The organism is Streptomyces sp. NPDC056361, assembly GCF_042262805.1.
In the GTDB taxonomy this organism is placed as follows: domain Bacteria; phylum Actinomycetota; class Actinomycetes; order Streptomycetales; family Streptomycetaceae; genus Streptomyces.
The window spans coordinates 31,797-47,622 of sequence record NZ_JBHJQI010000060.1; the positions used below are offsets into that span (position 1 = coordinate 31,797).

The following is a 15,826-nucleotide window of genomic DNA, read 5'->3' on the forward strand; positions in this document are numbered from 1 at the left end:
AAACGGCGGGTCGCCCGACCCGCCGACGCCAAGGCTAGTGCTCCGGGGACCGTCGACACGACGTCGCCGGAGTGTTCCTCCGGCCTGGGAACTACCCTGACGGGATGCGTAGTGAAACCCCCGCCGTGCCGGTGAACGACAGTGCCCCCGGTGACGGACTCGTCAAGGCCGGTGTCGTGCTGTTCGCGATCGGCGCGGTAGCGACGCTGGTCACGGTGGCTCCGCTGTTCCTGGGGAGCGACCCGTTCCCCACCGTGGCCTACACGGTCTCGATGCTGATGGGCGTCGGATTCGCCGTCGCCGCCGCCGGGGTGCTGCGGTCGATCGCCGCACAGCGGCGGCAGGCCCGGGAGTCCTCGGCCTCGGCGGCTCAGCCGCGGTAGGCGTCCCACCAGGCACGGAAGTCCGTCAGGTCCGTGAGGACCACGTCGGCACCGGCCTCGCGGAGCTCGTCGGGGCTGCAGGGGCCGGTGGCCACGGCCACCGAGACGGCGCCGGCGGTGGCCGCGCCGCGGACGTCGCCGACGTGGTCGCCGACGTAGACCCGGGCGCCGTGGGCGCGCAGCGCCTCCGCCTTGCCCTCGGCCCAGAGGCCGCCGACGACCGCGTCGGGCTCGATGCCGAGGTGCTCGAGGTGCAGTTCGGCGTGCGGGCCGTTCTTCGCGGTGACGACGATGGTGCGGCCGCCCGCCTCGCGGACGGCGTCGATGGCGTCCCGCGCGCCCGGCATGGGGACCGTGGGCTCGATCGCGTACGAGGGGTACAGGGCGCGGTAGCGGGCGGTCATCTCGGTGACCTGGTCCGCGGGGAACCAGTGCGCCATCTCCTGTTCGAGGGGCGGGCCGAGGCGGCTCACGACCAGGTCGGCGTCGATCGGGACGCCCGTCTCGGCGGCGAAGGCGACGTAGGCAGCCTTGATGCCCGGGCGGGTGTCGAGCAGGGTCAGGTCGAGGTCGAAGCCGACGGTGAGCGGTGTCTCGGGCGCGTGGGTCATGGGGCCATTCTGGAGGACTTCCGGCCCGGGGTGTTCGAATATGGGTGCTGCTTACACTAAGCCAAGCCTTACCGAACCTGTTCTCCCCCCCGATGGGTCCCCCATGTCCGCCGCATTCCCCTCCAGACGGGTCCTCGCGACCTCGGCGGCCGTCGTCGCCCTGCTCGTCGCCGTGCTCCTCAGCCTCACCGTCGGGGCCCGCGCCATCGCCCCCTCGACCGTGTTCGACGCCCTGCTGCACGGCGGGACGAGCCCCGACGCCGAGGTCGTACGACAGCTCCGGGTGCCCCGTACCGTCATCGGCCTGATGGTCGGCGCGGCGCTCGCGCTCGCCGGCACCGCCCTCCAGGGCATCACCCGCAATCCGATCGCCGACCCCGGCATCCTCGGCATCAGCCAGGGCTCGTCGGTGGCCGTGGTGCTCGCCATCGCCTTCTTCGGCGTGCACGGGATCGGCGGGTACGTGTGGTTCGCGTTCGCCGGCGCCGCGCTCGCCTCCGTGGCCGTCTACGCCATCGCGTCCGGCGGGCGCGGCGGCGCGACGCCGGTGAAGCTGGCGCTCGGCGGGGCCGCGATCAACGCGCTGCTGCTGTCCGTGACCACCGGTGTCCTCACCACCCGGGCGTCGGCGCTCGACGAGTTCCGGTTCTGGCAGATCGGCTCCCTCGACGGCCGCGACGCCGAGATCACGGCCCGCGTCTGGCCCTTCCTGCTCCTCGGCGCGGTCCTCGTGCTGTCCGTGGCGCGCGGCCTCGACGCGCTGGCGCTCGGCGAGGACGTCGCCAAGGGCCTCGGGCAGCGGGTCGCGACCGTCCGGATCGTCGGCGGGCTCGGCGCGACCGTCCTCACCGGCGCCGCCGTGGCCGCCGCCGGGCCCGTCGCCTTCGTCGGCCTCGCCGTCCCGCACATCGCGCGGGCCGTGGTCGGCTCCGACCACCGCTGGGTGCTGCCGATGGCCGCGCTCATCGGCCCGGTGATGCTGCTCGTGGCCGACGTCGTCGGCCGGATCGTGTTCCCTCCCGGAGAGATCCCCGCCGGCGTGATGACGGCCCTGATCGGTGTGCCCTTCCTGGTGACCCTGGTCCGCCGGAAGGCGGTGCCGGCATGACCGCGCCCGCCTCCACGGCCTCTTCCGGCGCCCGCTCCGGGACCCGCGCCGGTGTCCGTCCCGCCGGGTACGCGCTGGTGCGCGCCGGGAAGGGCTCGTTCCTCGTCCACCGGCGCTCGGCGGCCGTCGCCGCGGGCCTGCTGGTGCTGCTCGCGGCGGCCTCGGTGGCGTACCTCTGCGTCGGCGAGCGGTTCGTCGACCCCTCGGAGGTCGTACGGATCCTCCTCGGGCAGGCGTCGCCGTCCGCGTTCGTGGTGGAGGAGCTGCGCGAGCCGCGGCTGGTCGTCGCCCTCGCCGTCGGCGCGGCCTTCGGGATCGCGGGGGCCCTCATCCAGACCGTGGCGCGCAATCCGCTCGCCAGCCCCGACATCATCGGCATCAGCCAGGGCGCGGGGGCCGTCACGGTCGCCGCGATGACCTTCGGCCTCACCTCGTACGCCGTCCTGCCGTACCTGTCGATCGCGGGCGGTGTCCTCGCCGCCGCGCTCGTGTACGTGTTCGCCTGGCGCGGCGGACTGCACGCGACCCGGTTCGTCCTCATCGGCATCGGCTTCGCCATCGCGCTGCGGTCCCTGATCACCCTCTTCATGACCAAGGGCGACTACCTCGTCGCCCAGCAGGCCCAGATCTGGATGACGGGCTCCCTCAACGGACGCGGCTGGGACGAGTCCGCCCCGATCCGCTGGACGCTGCTCCTGATGCTGCCCGCCGTGCTGTGGGCGGCCCGCGCGCAGCGGACCGTGTCCCTGGACGACTCCACGGCGACCGCGCTCGGCGTACGGCTCGGACGCGTCCGGCTCGGGCTCGTGGCCGTCGGCGTCGTCCTCGCGTCGGTGGCGACGGGCGTCGCCGGGCCGGTCGACTTCGTGGCCCTGCTCGCCCCGCAGATCGCCCGCCGCATGACGCGGACGGCGCAGATCCCGCTGCTCTGCTCCGCGCTCACGGGCGCGGTGGTCGTGGTCGTCGCCGACCTGCTCGGCCGGCGGCTGTTCTCCCCCGTCGAACTGCCCGTGGGCGTCCTCACGGCGGCGGTCGGCGCCCCGTATCTGATCTGGCTCATCGTCCGGAGCCGTACCGCAGGAGGTAACGCGTGAGCAGCAGGCTGACCGCGCGCGGGCTGACGCTCGCCTACGAGGACCGGACCGTCGTCGACGCGCTCGACCTGGCGATCCCCGACGGCCGGGTGACCGTGATCGTCGGCCCCAACGCCTGCGGCAAGTCGACCACCCTGCGGGCGCTCGGCCGACTCCTCAAACCGGCGGGCGGCGCGGTCCTCCTCGACGGCGAGGAGCTGGCGAAACTCCCCACCAAGCGCATCGCCCGCTCCATCGGCCTGCTGCCGCAGACGCCGGTCGCCCCCGAGGCGATCACCGTCGCCGACCTCGTCTCCCGCGGCCGGCAGCCCCACCAGGCCTGGTGGAAGCAGTGGTCCGAGGAGGACGAGCGGGCCGTCGTGGACGCCATGGCCCGTACGGACGTCACCGCCCTCGCCGACCGGTCCGTCGACGAACTGTCCGGCGGCCAGCGCCAGCGCGTGTGGATCGCCATGGCCCTCGCCCAGGAGACCGACCTCCTCCTCCTCGACGAGCCCACCACCTACCTCGACATCTCCCACCAGGTCGAAGTCCTCGACCTGGTCCGCCGCCTCAACCGCCTCCGCGGCCGCACGATCGTCCTCGTCCTCCACGACCTCAACCAAGCCGCCCGCTACGCCGACCACCTCATCGCCATGAAGGCCGGCCGAGTCGTCGCCGAGGGCCCACCCGAGCAGATCGTCACGGCCGACCTCGTCCGTGACGTCTTCGGCCTGGAATCCGTCGTCGTCCCCGACCCGGTGACGGGCTCACCCCTGGTGGTCCCGGGGACGCCGTGGCATGCGGACGAGCGGGGGGAGGACGCCGCCGCCGCCGTCGTGTAGGGCTGGGGGACAGAGCGGCCCATGGGGCCGGTGGGGTCGGTGGGGTCGGTGGGGCCCGGGCCAGGCTCGGGGGCCGGGGCCGGGGCCGGGGCCGGAGCCAGAGGCCCGGAGGCCGGAGCCAGAGGCCCGGAGATTCGCCGGGCGCCCCGGGCCGCTGTCCGCGGCCCGGGATCCCGGGCGTCAGTGTCGGCGGGAGCGCCAGAGGAGGAACAGCGCGGAGGCGACTGCGGCGCTTTTGAGGGTCCAGGGCCAGGTTTCGGAGATCGCGGCGCCGAGTGCTTCGCCGCCTTGGGCCACGGGGGCGCCCCAGCGGCCGCCGATGCGGCCCCAGAGCCAGACGGCGCCGGTGGTGGCGGCGAGGCCGGGGATGACCAGGACGGCGGTCTTGGCTTCGGTGGGCGTCAGGCGGCGGGAGGCGTAGGCGAGGAGCCAGCCGGCGGCGAGCGCGAGGAGGGAGCCGAAGAGCGCCCCGCCGAGCAGGAGCAGCGCGGCGAGCAGGACGAACGGGTTACCGAGGCGGATACGGGGTCGTGCGGCCGTCCCGTCCCCGGTGGCCGGCTCCTCCCCGGTGTCCGGCTCCTCCTCGGCGGCGGGGCCGGGCGCGGTGCCCTTGCGGAGTCGGAGGATGCGGGCGAGGCGGCGGCGCTTTTCCGGAGCGGGCTCCCCGGCCGCCTGGTCGGTCTCCTCCTCGTGCTCCCGGGGCGGCGCGAAGAGGTCCGGTCGCTCGATCCCGCCGGCGAAGACCGGCGGTTCGTCGTCGTCGGTGGCGGCAGAGGCTTCCTTCTGCCACCAGTCCTTCTTCGCCCTGCCGGGGCCGGGGCCGGGGCCGGTGCCGGGGCGGGGGGTGGGGGTGGGGCGGGTGCCGGGGGCGGTGCCTCGGGCTCCCCCTTCCCGCCGGCCGTCGTCGGTACGGTCCGCGCCCGTTTCCTCGTCGTCCGCCGGGCGGGGCCTGGGGACCGGGCGATCGGCAGGGCGGGCGGTCGGGGAGCCGGCGCGGTCGACGACCTCGTCGGGGGTGCCGAGGGAGCCGAGGAGGGCGCGGACGGCGGCGGGGCTCTCCTCGCCGTGGGTGGCGCGGCGGCGGTCGATCTCGTCGCGGAGGCCGGAGACGAGCCGCATGCGGTCGCTCGCGGGGAGGTGCTGCTGCTGGGCCAGGTCGCCGACCCGGCTCAGATAGTCGTAGACCAGCTGGTCGCTCTCGATGCCCACGGTGCCCCCTCCACGGCCGGTTCGCCCGGTACGGGGCCGACGTTAGCGCCTGCGCTGCGGGCTCAGGCGTACGGATTGGGGCTAACGTGGGGCGGATGGGGATCGGTGAGCTCGACCGGGAGGCGCACGTGGCCGAGGCAACTGGCACCGGCGGGGCACCGCGCACGCTCGCGGAGGCGCTGCGGGCGCGGGGCGACGACGGCTTGGCCGCGCTGCTGCGTGCCCGGCCGGACCTGCTGAACCCGGTCCCGAACGACCTGACGCAGCTGGCGACGCGGGCCGGGACGCGCGGCTCGGTGGTGCGGGCCCTGGAGCGGCTCGACCGGTTCGCCCTCCAGACGGCCGAAGCGCTCGCGGTGGCTCCGGACCCGGCCCCGTACCCCGTGCTGCTGGGGCTGCTCACCGGCGACGAGGGCGACGCGGAGATCGAGGCGGCGCTGCCGGGTGCGGTGGCGCTGCTGCGCGAGCAGGCGCTGGTGTGGGGCGAGGACGACCGGCTGCGGCTGGTGCGGACGGCGCGGGAGCTGCTCGCGCCGTCGGCGCAGCATCCGTCGCCGACGGGGCTCGGGCCCACGGTCGCGGAGGCGACGGCCGGGATGTCGCCGGGGCGGGTGCAGGAGATCATCGCGGCGGCCGGGCTGATCTCGACGCACGATCCGGTGTCGGCGGTGGCGGCCCTCACGGCGCTGTTCACCGACCGGGCGCGGATGGGCGAGCTGCTGGACACGGCGGCTCCGGAGGCGCTGACGGTGCTCGACCGGCTGGTGTGGGGTCCGCCGTACGGCGAGGTGACGGCGAACCCGGCGCCGCCGGTCCGCTGGCTGCGCGACCGGGGGCTGCTGCTCCCGGTGTCGCCGCGGACGATGGTGCTGCCGCGCGAGGTGGCGCTGCACCTGCGGGGCGGGCGGGCGCACCGGGCGCCGGAGCCGCTGGCGCCGCAGCCGGTGGTGCTGCGCGAGTACCGTCCACAGGTGGTGGACAGCGCCGCCGCCGGGCAGGCGCACGCGGCGCTCGCGACCGTCGAGGAGCTGCTGAAGTCCTGGGACCAGGGCGGCCCGCAGGTGCTGCGCGCGGGCGGGCTCGCCGTGCGGGACCTCAAGCGGACCGCGGCGGCCCTGGACGTCACGGAGGAGACCACCGCGTTCTGGCTGGAGCTCGGCTTCGGCGCGGGGCTGCTCGCCTCGGACGGCGAGGCCGACGAGCGGTACGCGCCGACGCCCGCCTACGACGACTGGCTCGACCTGCCGCCCGCCGAGCGCTGGGCGCGGCTCGTCGCGCCCTGGCTCACCGCGACCCGCACGCCCGGCCTGATCGGCGACCAGGACGCCAAGGGCCGGACCCTCGCCGCCCTCGGCCCCGACCTGGACCGCGCGGCCGCGCCCGAGGTCAGGCACCGGGTCCTCGAACTCCTCGCGACGCTCCCGCCGGGCTCCGCCGCCGACGCCGAGTCGCTGTTCGCCCGGCTCCGCTGGGAGCGTCCGCTGCGGGGCGGGGGCCCGTCGGCCCCGGCCGCCGCCGTCGGCCCGCCGCGCCCGGCGGCCGGCGCGCACGACACGGCGGACGGCGGGCCGGGCCCGCAGGCGCCCGCCGATCTGCGGTCGCGGCTCGCGCGCTGGACGCTCGCCGAGGCCGAGCTCCTCGGGCTGACCGGCCGCGGCGCCCTGTCGGCGCCCGCCCGGGCGCTGCTGAACCTGCCGCTCGCGGAGGCCGCGTCGCTCGCCGACCACGGCGGCGGGGTCGAGCTTGCGGTGGCCGCCGCGCGGGCGGCGACCCTGCTCGCGCCGCTGCTGCCGGAGGCCGTCGACGACGTCCTGCTGCAGGCCGACCTGACGGCCGTCGCGCCGGGCCCGCTGCGGCGTCCGCTCGCCGACGCGCTGTCGGTCCTCGCGGACGTGGAGTCGAAGGGTGGCGCCACGGTCTACCGGTTCACGCCCGGCTCCGTGCGGCGGGCGCTCGATTCCGGGCAGACCGCGTCCGACCTGCACTCTTTCCTCGCCGCGCACTCCCGTACGCCGGTGCCGCAGCCGCTCGCGTACCTGATCGACGACGTGGCGCGGCGGCACGGCCACCTGAAGGTCGGGGCCGCGTCGGCGTACCTGCGCTGCGACGACGACACGGTCCTCGGCGAGATCCTGGCCGACCGGCGTTCCGCGGCCCTGGGCCTGCGCCGCCTCGCCCCGACGGTGCTCGCGGCCCAGGCCGACCCGGCCTCACTGCTCGCCGGGCTGCGTTCGATGGGGTACGCCCCGGCCGCCGAGTCCGCCGACGGCGACGTCCTCATCACCCGCGCGGACGCCTACCGCACCGGCGCCCGTACGGCCCCGGTGCCGGTGCCCGACGGCCCGCCCGCGCCCGACACCACCCTCCTCGGCGCGGCCGTGAAGGCGATCCGCGCCGGCGACCGGGCGGCGACGGCGGTGCGCAAGGAGCCCGCGGCGGCGACGGCCGCCGGCACCCTCCCCCGTACTTCCGCCGCCGAGACCCTCGCCACCGTGCAGGCCGCCGCGATGACCGGCTCCGCCGTCTGGATCGGCTACGTGAACGCCGACGGGGCCGCCAGCCAGCGCGTCATCGCGCCCGTCCGCGTCGAGGGCGGCTTCGTCACCGGCTACGACCACACGGCCGACGAGGTCCGCACGTATCCGCTGCACCGCATCACGGGCGTGGCGGAACTGGCGGACGACCAGGTCTGACCCCGCCCCCGCTCAGCGCCGCACCAGCTCGGCCGCGCGCACCAGCGCCGGATACGCGAGCCCCACCGCACAGGCCAGCCCCGCGACCACCCTCCGCACCCGCCGCCGCCCCCTCGTCCGCGCGATGAACCAGCTGGGAGCCGCCACCGCGACCGGCATCAGCAGACTCCCCGCGATCACCACCGGACGCGCGGCCAGCAGATTCACCATGCTCCCGGTCAGCACCACGAGCAACGGCCCGCCCAAGGTCCCCGTCAGCACTCCCGCCCACCAGTTCGGGTCGTGTGCTGCGGGGTCGAAATCGGGCGGAGAAACGGACCGCCTCCCACTCCCGGCGGTCTCTGGCATGCCTTCCATCCGACCGCCCCCGACCGCCCCTGTCCATCCGCTCGCATACTCATCCGACATGTGCCGGGTACTCATGTCGGGCCCGGACGCGCCGTCTTCGGTGAGCGTTGCGCCGCCCTGGATCCGGGGGGCATCGCCGGACGGCCGCTCGGGGATCCCGTGTGGGGCGGGGATCGGGCAGACTGGAGGATTGGCCGTCGTGGGAGCGGCCCGGGAAGGACCTGATCGCACGTGAATGGGCCACTCATCGTCCAGAGCGACAAGACGCTGCTGCTGGAGGTCGACCATGAGCTCGCCGAGGCGTGCCGGCGGGCCATCGCGCCGTTCGCGGAGCTGGAGCGGGCGCCGGAGCACATCCACACGTACCGGGTGACGCCGCTGGGGCTGTGGAACGCGCGGGCGGCGGGGCACGACGCCGAGCAGGTGGTGGACGCGCTCGTCGAGTACTCGCGGTATCCCGTGCCGCACGCGCTGCTCGTCGACATCGCCGAGACGATGGCGCGGTACGGGCGGCTGACGCTGTCCAAGCACCCGACGCACGGGCTGGTGCTGACCAGCACGGACCGGCCCGTCCTGGAGGAGATCCTCCGGTCGAGGAAGGTGCAGCCGCTGGTCGGGGAGCGGATCGACGCGGACACCGTCGCCGTGCACCCGTCCGAGCGGGGGCAGATCAAGCAGACGCTCCTGAAGCTGGGCTGGCCGGCCGAGGACCTCGCCGGGTACGTCGACGGCGAGGCGCACCGGATCGACCTGGCCGAGGACGGCTGGAGCCTGCGCCCGTACCAGAAGCAGGCCGTCGACGGCTTCTGGCACGGCGGCTCCGGCGTGGTCGTGCTGCCCTGCGGCGCGGGCAAGACGCTGGTCGGCGCCGGTGCGATGGCGCAGGCCAAGGCGACGACGCTGATCCTGGTGACGAACACCGTCTCCGCCCGGCAGTGGAAGCACGAGCTGGTGAAGCGGACGTCGCTGACCGAGGACGAGATCGGCGAGTACAGCGGTACGCGGAAGGAGATCCGGCCGGTCACGATCGCCACGTACCAGGTGCTCACGACCAAGCGGAAGGGCATCTACCCGCACCTGGAGCTGTTCGACTCCCGCGACTGGGGTCTGATCGTCTACGACGAGGTGCACCTGCTGCCGGCGCCGGTCTTCAAGTTCACGGCGGACCTCCAGGCCCGCCGGCGGCTCGGTCTGACCGCGACGCTGGTCCGTGAGGACGGGCGGGAGTCCGACGTGTTCTCGCTGATCGGGCCGAAGCGGTTCGACGCGCCGTGGAAGGAGATCGAGGCGCAGGGCTACATCGCGCCCGCCGACTGCGTCGAGGTCCGGGTGAACCTGACCGACTCCGAGCGGCTCGCGTACGCGACGGCCGAGGCGGAGGAGAAGTACCGCTTCTGCGCGACGACGGCGACGAAGCGGAAGGTCGCGGAGGCCCTGGTGAAGAAGTTCGCCGGGCAGCAGATCCTCGTCATCGGCCAGTACATCGACCAGCTCGACGAGCTCGGCGAGCACCTGAACGCGCCGGTCATCAAGGGCGAGACGTCGAACGCGCAGCGGGAGAAGCTCTTCGACGCGTTCCGCAACGGCGAGATCAACGTCCTCGTGGTGTCGAAGGTCGCGAACTTCTCCATCGACCTCCCCGAGGCGACGGTCGCCATCCAGGTCTCGGGCACCTTCGGCTCCCGCCAGGAGGAGGCGCAGCGCCTCGGCCGCGTGCTCCGCCCGAAGGCCGACGGCCACCAGGCGCACTTCTACTCGGTGGTCGCCCGCGACACCATCGACCAGGACTTCGCGGCGCACCGGCAGCGGTTCCTCGCGGAGCAGGGGTACGCGTACCGGATCATGGACGCGGACGAGCTGCTGGCGCCGTAGGGGCGTGCAACGGGGGCAGGGGGGCGTCTCGCCGGCCGGGCGGCTCAGTCCCGGGCCGGGGCGTACACCGGGCGCGGGTTCCTGACGCCGGCCTCGGCCGGGCCGTGGTCACCGAGGAGGGTGACCGCGGCCGCCGCGCCGCCGAAGGCGCGTATCGCCCGCAGGGCGGTGGCGAGGCGGTGGGGTCGGGGGACGGTGGTCACGAGGGTGAAGGTCGTCGCGGTCATGTCTCCATCATGGAATCCGGACATTCCGAACACATCGGCCTGGGGGTGGAACCGGGGTCCGTCGTGAGTCGGACCCCGGCCCCTAGGGGCCTCGCCCGGTGCCTGCCCGGTGGCCTGGCCGAGGGCCTGCCCGGTGCCTGCCCGGTGCCTCGCCGGGGCCTGCCCGGTGCCTGCCCGGGGCCTCCCAGCGGCCTCCCTGAAGCCATCTCCCCGGGGCCTCCCCGGGGCGAAAGTGATTCGCCGGGTCGCCCACCCGGAGTTACACTTGCCGGCTTCCCCGCCTCCCGTTCGTGGAGCGCCGCCGTCCGGTCGGAAACCGGCGGCCACCTCGTCGTGTCCGCGTATCCACCTGCCCGGAGGCTTCACCGTGTCCGTTTCCGCATCCGACCCGCTCTCGCGGGAACGCGCCCATCTGGCCTCGTCCCGCGCCGCGCTGCGCGCGATGCGCGAGGACGTCGAGGCGCTCGACATCAAGGACGTCACGGCGAACTGGGTCAACTCGCTGGTGCTCGGGCGGCAGATCGAGGACCGGATCAAGGCGCTCGCCGACCTCTCCGGCACGCCGCTGTTCTTCGGGCGGCTCGACTACCTGCACACCACGCAGGAGGGGCAGCGCTTCTACATCGGCCGGCGGCACGTGCACGACGCCGACGGGGACCCGATGGTGATCGACTGGCGCGCCCCGGTGTCGCAGCCGTTCTACCGGGCGTCGAAGAAGGACCCGCAGGACGTCGGACTGCGGCGCCGCTTCGGCTACACGGGCGGCGAGCTCACCGCGTACGAGGACGAGCACCTGTCCGACCCGGCCGAGCTGGAGACCACGAGCCGGCTGCTCCAGGCGGAGATCGAGCGGCCGCGCGTGGGTCCCATGCGGGACATCGTGGCGACGATCCAGCCCGAGCAGGACGAGATCGTCCGCTCCGACCTGTCCGGGTCGGTCTGCGTGCAGGGAGGCCCCGGCACCGGCAAGACCGCCGTGGGCCTGCACCGTGTCGCGTACCTGCTGTACGCGCACCGCGAGCGGCTGGCCCGCACCGGCACCCTGGTGATCGGACCGAACCGGTCCTTCCTCCACTACATCGAGCAGGTCCTCCCCGCCCTGGGCGAGCTGGAGGTCCAGCAGGCGACGGTCGACGACCTCGTCGCGCACGTCGAGGTGCGGGGCACGGACGAGGCGGCGACGGCGGTCGTCAAGGGCGACGCCCGGATGGCGGAGGTGCTGCGGCGCGCGGTCCGTTCGCACATCGCGCTGCCCAAGGAGTCCCTCATGGTGGTGCGCGGCTCGCGCCGCTGGCGGGTGCCCGCGTACGAACTGGAGGAGATCGTCCAGGAGTTGATCGACCGCGACATCCGGTACGGCGCCGCCCGCGACGCGCTGCCGCAGCGCGTCGCGCACGCGGTCCTGGTGCGGATGGAGCAGGCCGGCGAGGCGCCCGACGACCGCGTGCAGAACGCGGTCGCGCGGAACCCCGCGGTGAAGGCCGTCGTGAAGGAGTGCTGGCCCGCGGTGGAGCCCGCGAAGCTGGTGCTGCGCCTCCTGAGCGACCCGGAGTTCCTCGCGGAGCACGCCGAGGGGCTGCTCACGGAGGACGAGCAGAAGCTGCTGCTCTGGGCGAAGCCGGCCCGCAGCGTGAAGACGGCGAAGTGGTCGGCGGCGGACGCCGTCCTCGTCGACGAGGCCAAGGACCTGATCGAGCGGACGCATTCGCTCGGCCACGTGGTCCTCGACGAGGCACAGGACCTCTCCCCCATGCAGTACCGGGCGGTGGGCCGCCGCTGCACGACCGGTTCGGCGACGGTCCTCGGCGACCTCGCGCAGGGCACGACGCCCTGGGCGACGGAGAGTTGGGCGCAGGCGCTCGGACACCTCGGGAAGCCGGAGGCGGTGGTGGAGGAGCTGACCGCCGGTTTCCGCGTGCCGCGCGAGGTGATCGCGTACGCCTCCCGGCTCCTTCCGCACATGTCGCCGGGGCTCGCGGCGGTCGAGTCGGTCCGCGAGAACCCGGGTTCGCTGGCCGTCCGCCCCACGGACGACCTGGACGCGGACGTCGTCGCGGCCTGCGTCGAGTCCCTGGCCCACGAGGGCTCCATCGGCCTGATCGCCGCCGACGCCCGGATCGCCCCGCTCGCGGAGGCCCTGGCCGCGGCCGGACTCCCCCACCTCTCCCCCGGCGAGGAGACCACCGCCGACTCCCGCCTGACCCTGGTCCCGGCCTCCCTCGCCAAGGGTCTCGAGTACGACTACGTGGTCCTCGACGAGCCCGCCGCCGTCGTCGACGGCGAACCGGACGAGCGCACCGGACTCCGCCGCCTCTACGTGGCCCTCACCCGCGCCGTGTCCGGCCTGACGATCCTTCACTCGGCGCCCATTCCGGCTCAGTTGGGTTCCCTGTGACCCAGGTCGGGGCCCTGCGCCACGCCGACATCGGGGTGGGCAACCGTCCGGCGCGGCCTTGAGGGCGTGTCCGGAAGTGTGCGGGGTGTGTCACTTCCGGACCTCGTGCGGACCGTCGTACCGCGCCAAGCTTGTTCACAGTTGAACTAGCGAGGACGGCGGGAGAGAACGATGACTTCGGGGCACACGGTGACGGTGTTCGGCGCGTACGGGCACACCGGGCGGTTCGTGGTGGCGGAGCTGCTGCGCCAGGGGTTCACGCCGGTGCTGTCGGGGCGGGACGCGGCCCGCCTCGGGGCGCTCGCGGCGGAGTACGAGGGGCTCGCGGCGGAGCACGGGGGGCTCGACGTCCGCCCGGCGTCGGTCGACGACCCGGCGGCGCTCGACCGCGCACTGGACGGTGCGGACGCCGTGGTCAACTGCGCGGGACCGTTCGCGGCGACGGCCGCGCCGGTGATCGAGGCGGCGCTGCGGGCCGGGATCCCGTACGTCGACGTGGCCGCCGAGATCGAGGCCAACCTCGACACGTTCGCGCACTTCGCGGACCGCGCGAAGGCCGCGGGCACCGTGGTGATCCCCGCGATGGCCTTCTTCGGGGGCCTCGGAGACCTGCTGGTCACGGCCGCGATGGGCGACTGGGAGGCGGCCGACGAGGTGCACGTCGCGTACGGGCTGAGCGGCTGGCACCCGACCGCGGGGACGCTCGCCGCGGGCACCGTCTCCCGCGAGCGGCGGGACGGCCGGCGGGTGGTGTTCGCGAACGGGCGCATCGAGTACCGCGACGACGCCGCACCGACCCTGGACTGGGGCTTCCCCGAGCCGATGGGGACCCGTCCGGTGATCGGGGAGTTCACCATGGCGGACGTCGTCACCGTCCCCAGCCACCTCGCCGTCCCCGAGGTCCGCACGTACATGACCGTCGAGGCGGCCCGCGAGCTGGCGTCCCCGGACACGCCCGCGCCGACCGCGGTCGACGAGCGCGGGCGGTCCGCGCAGACCTTCCTCGTCGACGTCGTCGTGCGCTCGGGCGGCGAGGAACGGCGGGCCGTCGCGAGCGGCCGGGACATCTACGCCGTCAGCGCGCCGCTCGCCGTGGAAGCCCTCCGCCACGTGCTCACGGGGCGGACGGCGACGACCGGCGTCGCCTCCGCCGGCGCGGCCTTCGACGCGCCGGCCTTCCTCCGCGACCTGGCCCCGCACCTCACGTGCGAGCTCCCCGCCTGACCGGCCCGCCCGTACGACCGCATCGGGACCTCAGGACGCCTCCGGCTCGTCGCCGGTGGCGTCCGGGGTCCTTTCGGGCTTGGCGAAGAGGACCTCGCGGGCCTGCTCGGCGGCGCGCAGGATGCTCTCGGAGACGAAGTCGAGGAAGCGGGCGACGTTCTCCAGGCGGACGGCGGCGGGGGTGTCGGAGCCGAGGACGCCGACGCCCTGCCGGGCGATCTCGACGATCTGGGCGGTCGACCTGGCGCTGGCGATCATCGACTGGTACCAGATGTCGTCGTCGACGACGTAGCGGTCGCGGCGGCGGTCGTCGCGCTCCCTGCGCACGAAGCCCTGGCTCTCCAGGAAGGTGATGGCCTTGGAGATGGACGCCGGGCTGACCTGGAGGCGCTCGACGAGTTCGGACGCGGTGAGGCTGCCCGTGTCCGTGAGGGTGAGGCAGGCCATCACCCGGGACATCATCGTCGGCATGCCCGAGCCCGCGAGGACGGCCGTGAACGTCTCCTCGTACGCGCGCATCGCCTCGGGATCGCGCCCGTGGGCCTGCGGGAGCGCCTCCCCGCTCCGGGGCGCGGTCTGCTTGCGGCGCTGGGCGCGGCGCTCGGTGGCGCGGTGGGCCAGCTCGGCGCGGTAGGCGGTGGGGCCGCCGTTCCGCATCACCTCGCGCGTGATCGTCGAGGTCGGCCGGTCGAGGCGGCGGGCGATCTCCGCGTAGGCCAGGCCGTCGGCCAGACCGACTGCGATCTGCTGGCGCTCGGGCTGGGTGAGGCGGCCTCCCGGCATCGCGGTCTCCTTTGTGGTGCTTCGTGCTTCCTGGCGCCTTCAGCATAGCGTTCACCGTCAATTCATTGCAATGGATGAGGTGATTGCTGTTGCATTACATTCAGAACCATTGCAATGAATTTGCTGCCCTGACCTGCTGTTTCCATGTTCCTACGCAACGAGGTTGTTGCTGCAACCTCGAACGCAACGTAGCTTTTCCCTTGCCGGAAAGAGCGGGACGACGAAGAGCCCGCCACTGAGAAGGAGAAAGACCATGCAGAAGTTCGCCACCCCCGCCGCCGTCTCCACCGTCCTCGACATCCCCGCCGGCACCATCCGCCTCATCGCCGCCGACCGCACCGACACCACCGTCGAGATCCTCCCCGCCAACGCCGCCAAGAGCCGCGACGTCAAGGCCGCCGAGCAGATCGAGGTCGACTACACCGACGGCGTCCTGCGCATCGAGGCCCCCGCCCCCAAGAAGCAGCTCTTCGGCGACTCCGGCTCCGTCGAGATCACCGTCCAGCTGCCCGCCGGCTCCCGCGTCCAGGCCAAGGCCGCCCTCGCCGAACTCCGCGGCGTCGGACGCCTCGGCGACGTCACCTTCGAAGCCGCCCAGGCCACCGTCAAGCTCGACGAGACCGCGAGCGCCCACCTCGCCCTCCAGGCCGGGGACATCACCGTCGGCCGCCTCGGCGGCCCCGCCGAGATCACCACCCGGAAGGGCGCCCTGCGCGTCGCCGAAGCCCACCGCGGCACCGTCACCCTGCGCACCGACCACGGCGACATCACCGTCGGCGCCGCCCGCGGCGCCTCCGCCGCCCTCGACGCCGGCACCGCCTACGGCCGCGTCACCAACGCCCTCCGGAACAACGGCACCACCGACCTCACCATCAACGCCACCACCTCCTACGGCGACATCACCGCCCGCAGCAACTGACCCGCCCACACCCCGAAGGAGCACCTGACATGACCGACCCGGCCATCTCCGCACACGGGCTGCGCAAGTCCTACGGCGACAAGACCGTCCTCGACGGCATCGACCTGAACGTCCCCGAAGGCACCGTCTTCGCCCT

14 protein-coding genes and 1 pseudogene are annotated in these 15,826 nt (G+C 74.2%); 10 read left to right on the plus strand and 5 right to left on the minus strand.

The genetic code is table 11. The features are described 5' to 3' along the window. Positions 1-104: 104 nt before the first annotated feature. On the plus strand, positions 105-383 hold the full coding sequence (locus tag ACFCY7_RS20760) for a hypothetical protein (protein WP_376487162.1): 279 nt from the start codon (positions 105-107) through the stop codon (positions 381-383). Here ACFCY7_RS20760 and ACFCY7_RS20765 read toward each other — a convergent pair. Then, the gene (locus ACFCY7_RS20765) at positions 371-994 is read right to left on the minus strand and encodes an HAD family hydrolase (protein WP_376487164.1); all 624 of its coding nucleotides are present in this window, start codon (positions 992-994) and stop codon (positions 371-373) included. The two genes, ACFCY7_RS20760 and ACFCY7_RS20765, sit on opposite strands and share 13 nt — an antisense overlap. A 103-nt stretch (positions 995-1,097) precedes the next feature. Here ACFCY7_RS20765 and ACFCY7_RS20770 point away from each other — a divergent pair, with 103 nt between their 5' ends. From ACFCY7_RS20770 to ACFCY7_RS20780, 3 genes are read left to right on the plus strand one after another with little or no spacing between them, the layout of a single operon-like run. Beyond that, on the plus strand, positions 1,098-2,102 hold the full coding sequence (locus tag ACFCY7_RS20770) for a FecCD family ABC transporter permease (protein WP_376487167.1): 1,005 nt from the start codon (positions 1,098-1,100) through the stop codon (positions 2,100-2,102). After that, positions 2,099-3,196, plus strand: a complete 1,098-nt coding sequence (locus ACFCY7_RS20775) for a FecCD family ABC transporter permease (RefSeq protein WP_376487168.1) — start codon at positions 2,099-2,101, stop codon at positions 3,194-3,196. Before ACFCY7_RS20770 ends, ACFCY7_RS20775 begins: the two co-directional genes overlap by 4 nt. Then, the gene (locus ACFCY7_RS20780; RefSeq protein WP_376487170.1) at positions 3,193-4,020 is read left to right on the plus strand and encodes an ABC transporter ATP-binding protein; all 828 of its coding nucleotides are present in this window, start codon (positions 3,193-3,195) and stop codon (positions 4,018-4,020) included. The genes ACFCY7_RS20775 and ACFCY7_RS20780 overlap by 4 nt, the downstream gene beginning before the upstream one ends. A gap of 180 nt (positions 4,021-4,200) precedes the next feature. Here ACFCY7_RS20780 and ACFCY7_RS20785 read toward each other — a convergent pair whose 3' ends face one another. Continuing rightward, positions 4,201-5,229, minus strand: a complete 1,029-nt coding sequence (locus ACFCY7_RS20785; RefSeq protein ID WP_376487171.1) for a hypothetical protein — start codon at positions 5,227-5,229, stop codon at positions 4,201-4,203. Positions 5,230-5,324: 95 nt separating this feature from the next. Between ACFCY7_RS20785 and ACFCY7_RS20790 the strand changes: the two genes are divergently transcribed. Further along, positions 5,325-7,922, plus strand: a complete 2,598-nt coding sequence (locus ACFCY7_RS20790) for a helicase-associated domain-containing protein (protein ID WP_376487174.1) — start codon at positions 5,325-5,327, stop codon at positions 7,920-7,922. Positions 7,923-7,934: 12 nt separating this feature from the next. Here ACFCY7_RS20790 and ACFCY7_RS20795 read toward each other — a convergent pair whose 3' ends face one another. Next, positions 7,935-8,132, minus strand: coding sequence for a hypothetical protein (locus ACFCY7_RS20795; protein ID WP_376487176.1), 198 nt, complete (start codon positions 8,130-8,132; stop codon positions 7,935-7,937). 369 nt (positions 8,133-8,501) lie between these two features. Here ACFCY7_RS20795 and ACFCY7_RS20800 point away from each other — a divergent pair, with 369 nt between their 5' ends. Beyond that, positions 8,502-10,142, plus strand: a complete 1,641-nt coding sequence (locus tag ACFCY7_RS20800) for a DNA repair helicase XPB (RefSeq protein WP_376487178.1) — start codon at positions 8,502-8,504, stop codon at positions 10,140-10,142. Positions 10,143-10,186: 44 nt separating this feature from the next. Here ACFCY7_RS20800 and ACFCY7_RS20805 read toward each other — a convergent pair whose 3' ends face one another. Continuing rightward, complete coding sequence (locus tag ACFCY7_RS20805) at positions 10,187-10,369, minus strand: hypothetical protein (RefSeq protein ID WP_376487180.1); 183 nt, start codon at positions 10,367-10,369, stop codon at positions 10,187-10,189. 442 nt (positions 10,370-10,811) lie between these two features. Between ACFCY7_RS20805 and ACFCY7_RS20810 the strand changes: the two genes are divergently transcribed. Continuing rightward, positions 10,812-12,764, plus strand: coding sequence for a HelD family protein (locus ACFCY7_RS20810; protein ID WP_376487191.1), 1,953 nt, complete (start codon positions 10,812-10,814; stop codon positions 12,762-12,764). A 171-nt stretch (positions 12,765-12,935) separates the two neighbouring features. Further along, a complete protein-coding gene (locus tag ACFCY7_RS20815; protein ID WP_376487183.1) occupies positions 12,936-13,988 on the plus strand; it encodes a saccharopine dehydrogenase family protein in 1,053 nt (350 codons plus the stop codon). 30 nt (positions 13,989-14,018) lie between these two features. On the opposite strand, the gene ACFCY7_RS20820 is transcribed toward ACFCY7_RS20815, so the two are convergent. Beyond that, positions 14,019-14,771, minus strand: a complete 753-nt coding sequence (locus tag ACFCY7_RS20820; RefSeq protein WP_376487186.1) for a helix-turn-helix domain-containing protein — start codon at positions 14,769-14,771, stop codon at positions 14,019-14,021. Positions 14,772-15,024: 253 nt separating this feature from the next. On the opposite strand from ACFCY7_RS20820, the gene ACFCY7_RS20825 reads away from it, so the two are divergent. Together ACFCY7_RS20825 and ACFCY7_RS20830 are read left to right on the plus strand one after the other, a co-directional pair. After that, a complete protein-coding gene (locus tag ACFCY7_RS20825; protein ID WP_376487189.1) occupies positions 15,025-15,690 on the plus strand; it encodes a DUF4097 family beta strand repeat-containing protein in 666 nt (221 codons plus the stop codon). 29 nt (positions 15,691-15,719) lie between these two features. Next, a pseudogene (locus ACFCY7_RS20830) lies at positions 15,720-15,826 on the plus strand (ABC transporter); the annotation flags it as partial.